At 41.0% G+C, this 3,802-nt stretch carries 4 protein-coding genes; all 4 read left to right on the top strand.

Features of this window, described 5'->3' with window-relative positions; translation table 11 throughout:
* Window positions 1-424 precede the first annotated feature (424 nt).
* The 4 genes from V7024_RS08105 to V7024_RS08090 all read left to right on the top strand — a co-directional run bounded on the left by V7024_RS08105 (window position 425) and on the right by V7024_RS08090 (window position 3,705).
* Window positions 425-1,156 (top strand): alpha/beta hydrolase, encoded by a 732-nt coding sequence (locus V7024_RS08105; RefSeq protein ID WP_335518100.1) that lies wholly within the window; start codon window positions 425-427, stop codon window positions 1,154-1,156.
* Window positions 1,157-1,250: 94 nt separating this feature from the next.
* Window positions 1,251-1,769: a YjcG family protein gene (locus tag V7024_RS08100; protein ID WP_335518097.1), complete on the top strand. Its 519-nt coding sequence runs from the start codon at window positions 1,251-1,253 to the stop codon at window positions 1,767-1,769.
* A gap of 1 nt (window position 1,770) precedes the next feature.
* Window positions 1,771-2,193 carry a GNAT family N-acetyltransferase gene (locus V7024_RS08095; RefSeq protein ID WP_335518093.1) on the top strand — a complete coding sequence of 141 codons (423 nt, stop codon included), beginning with the start codon at window positions 1,771-1,773 and terminating at the stop codon, window positions 2,191-2,193.
* A 171-nt stretch (window positions 2,194-2,364) separates the two neighbouring features.
* Entirely contained in the window at window positions 2,365-3,705 is a 1,341-nt protein-coding gene (locus V7024_RS08090; protein ID WP_335518090.1) for an FAD-binding oxidoreductase, read from the top strand.
* Window positions 3,706-3,802: the final 97 nt, after the last annotated feature.

Raw genomic sequence — 3,802 nt, 5'->3', positions numbered from 1 at the left:
CCTCGTCCGAGGGGGCGAAACAACCGGAGATTCTAGCCGCTAGAGCTGGACAATGCTTCTCTCTGAATCTTGAGGTGGGGGTCTTACTGCCCACGAATAGCGGGATAAATCCATTTTGATTTTTCAACATATAGGTCACGCTATGCATAACAAAACATGACCTACTCTCGCTTTCTCACTTTGTTTCAAATCTAGCACGTGGCAGGAAAAAGCCCTGACCATTTCTATGCATGACCAGGTGCACTCGCCCCTTGAGAAAGAAAAGGGTTTTTATGTTATTTTTTTCAATTTGTATTTATATAAGTAAAATTCTCATTTCATTATATCTCCTTTCTTCCAATATGGAATACTAATTTTTTAGATTCTTCTCCTTCTTATGCTAAAATAAAGTTGAAGTAACTTTTTACTTAGGGGAGATTACACGATGACACAAACAATAGGAAAAATTGAAGAACTTACTTTTTACAGCAAATCATTGCAAGAAGAACTAACGCTTCTCGTTTATTTACCAGCAAATTTTACACCGCTTCATAAGCACACCATTGTTATTGCACAAGATGGCAGAGATTATTTTCAACTTGGAAAAGCACATCGCGTTATAGAGTCACTTCGCGAAACAGAGGAAATTGATCGAACGATTATTGTTGGTATCCCATATAAAGACGTACACGATCGCAAAGAAAAATATCATCCAAACGGCTCACAAAATGACATGTACATTCGCTTTTTAGCTCATGAACTCGTTCCATATTTAGATGAGCAGTACCCAACATATCAAATGGGAAAAGGCCGCGTTTTAATCGGTGATTCTTTAGGTGGTACGGTTTCATTTATGACTGCACTTATGTATCCGCATACATTTGGAAAGGTAATTATGCAGTCGCCATTTGTAAATGAATCTGTATTAGAGCGTACTAAAGTCTTTACAGAGCCGCACGTCTTAGATTTATATCACATCATCGGTACAGAAGAAACAGCTGTAAAAACAACAGATGGTAATATTTCTGATTTTGTAGCGCCAAACCGTGAGCTACATTCTCTTCTTACTGAAAGAGGATTTACAACTTATTACGAAGAGTTTAATGGTAATCACACATGGAAATATTGGCAAAAAAACTTACCACATGCGTTTTCTCATATGCTAGCGCTGAAATAATATACAGTATCATTCAGAATTATCTGATATAATAAATGAAGAGTTCTTTTTTCATACAAACATTTTACGTTCAGACAAGGGGAGGAATTTAGAGATGAAACTAGGTATTGTAATTTTTCCATCAAAAATGATTCAAGATAAAGCAAACGGTCTGCGTAAGCGTTATGATCCACATTATGCATTAGTTTCACCACACATTACATTAAAAGCACCTTTCGAAGTAGCTGATGAAAAATTAGAAACGATTGTACAAGAGCTTCATACAATTGCAAATAAAACAAATACGTTTACATTACATGTTGGAAAAGTTAGCTCATTTGCACCTGTAAATAACGTTATTTATTTTAAAGTAGAAAAAACACCTGAATTAACATTTCTAAACGAAGAAATGCATAGCGATATATTCACACAAGATCGCGAATATGCTTTTGTGCCGCACCTTACAATTGGACAACAATTATCAGACGCAGAGCATGCGGATGTTTTAGGTCGCTTAAAGATGAAAGATTTCTATTATGAGCAACCAATCGATCGTTTCCATTTACTATATCAATTAGAAAATGGAACATGGACAGTATACGAAACATTCCATTTAGGAAAGGAGCAACAATAATTTGCAAATTGCAGTCGTACAAAATGAAAAACAGCTAGAAGACGCCTTTTCCGTTCGTAAACAAGTGTTTGTAGATGAGCAAAAGGTTGCAGCCGAAGAAGAATACGACGAATATGATCAAGCTGCAAAACACGTTGTATTATACGATCAAGATGTTCCAGTTGGCGCTGGACGCTTTCGCACTGTCGATGGTATCGGGAAAATAGAACGCATTTGTGTCTTATCATCCCACCGCCAAAAAGGGGCCGGCAAGATGATCATGGACGCATTAGAAGTTCTTGCGAAAGAAGAATCTCTTCCAAAGCTGAAACTTCATGCACAAACACATGCTGAGCCGTTTTATCATAAGCTTGGATACAAAACAACTTCTGATGTATTTATGGAAGCTGATATTCCGCATGTTGTCATGATAAAAGATCTATAAAAGGAAGCGCCTTGTTTAGCGCTTCTTTTTTATATTTCTACTCTCTTACGTAACATAGAATGTATGGTGAGCCCGAAATCAAACTATTCTTACGATAACAATAATAATTACTAACCTTCTTTCATAATCATCAAATGGGAACAGAGTTTTTAAATAAGGAGGAAAGTCTTTATGACTTCTAATAAGGAACCGGAACTGACGGGACACATCGTTGTACCAGGTGACTCGGAATATAATGCAGCCCGCATGGAATTCAACACCTTTTTCAATAAGTTTCCTCTCATCATTGTCTTCGCCCAGAATACTCAGGACGTGGCCAACGCCGTGCGCTGGGCCCGTTATCGAGACGTACCGATTCGGATACGATCCGGCCGTCATAGTTACGAAGGTTTGTCGGTCGTTGACGCCGGCATCGTGATTGATGTTAGCGAGATGACTCGGGTCGAAATTGACCGCAAGTCCGGTACTGCTACCGTGCAGACTGGATTGCGTGACTTTGAATTATACGATGCTCTCGGGGCTAAGGGATTAATGGTACCAGGGGGACTCTGCCCAACCACGGGAATCGCCGGGCTCACTTTAGGCGGTGGTCAAAGTATTGTCGCACGATCGCTTGGTCTAACTTGCGACAACTTGCTTGAGGTAAAGATGGTGAATGCCGACGGAGAAGTGCTACGCGCAAATGCTAAGCAGAACACCGATTTATTCTGGGCTTTACGTGGTGGCGGTGGTGGCAATTTTGGCATCTGCACCTCCTTCCGCTTCCGTACGCACCGAATTGATAAAGTCGCCTACGCCAATATCAGTTGGGATCTACGATACCTAGAACCAGTGCTGCGAACATGGCAAAACTACACAACTCCTGATACTGACGAAAGACTCACTCCCCTTCTTACAATAGCTTCAGGAGTACAATCTACTCTACTCATGCAAGGAGTGTTCCTCGGTTCAGTTAAAAAACTGCGCAAGCTGTTGCAACCACTTCTTCAAACTGGTTCACCAGAGCAAGTGTTCATCGAAGAAATTCCTTGGCTCGAAGCGGTAAACCGAATAGCGGTCACCCAACCAGTATCTCCTGAGCCTTTCAAAAGTGTAGGCCCCTTCGTCGAACATTTGCTTCCAGACGAAGGAATTGCCATAATCCGGCGCTTTATTAACGAACCTCCTACCTCATCAGTATCCGTCTTTTTCCACGGCTTAGGCGGGGCGGTAGCTAATGTATCCAGCAAGGACACGGCATACTTCTATCGCAAAGCTTTATCAAACATGTCGATATTTGCCACCTGGGACACACCAGATGGGGCTGCTCCGGGCATCCGCTGGGTAGCAGACTTCCGTAAGGCGATGCTCCCATTTACCAAAGGAGTGTACGTCAATACACCAGATCTCTCAATCGAAAATTGGCCCAATGCATACTACGGCAACAACTTCAAACGATTAACCCAAGTGAAGGCCAAATACGACCCAGAAAATATTTTCAAATTCCCGCAAAGCATTCCACCAGCCCACTAATGAAATAAATATTCTTTTCTTTACACATGTAACGAGTGCTTGTGTTCAAAAACAAATTAACCTGCACTCGTTTCCTCCCTTTGGTTTAACATCTCAC

The organism is Bacillus sp. JJ864 (genome assembly GCF_036963045.1).
GTDB classification, from domain to species: Bacteria; Bacillota; Bacilli; order Bacillales; family Bacillaceae_G; genus Bacillus_A; species Bacillus_A pseudomycoides_C.
The sequence above is the reverse complement of the archived record's forward strand: the minus strand, read 5'-3'. Positions and strand labels throughout refer to the sequence as shown.

Bases quoted from the DNA above. Each gene is read 5' to 3' on its own strand.
- V7024_RS08090 (WP_335518090.1), top strand. From the start codon at position 2,365: ATGACTTCTAATAAGGAACCGGAACTGACGGGACACATCGTTGTACCA.
- V7024_RS08100 (WP_335518097.1), top strand. From the start codon at position 1,251: ATGAAACTAGGTATTGTAATTTTTCCATCAAAAATGATTCAAGATAAA.
- V7024_RS08105 (WP_335518100.1), top strand. From the start codon at position 425: ATGACACAAACAATAGGAAAAATTGAAGAACTTACTTTTTACAGCAAA.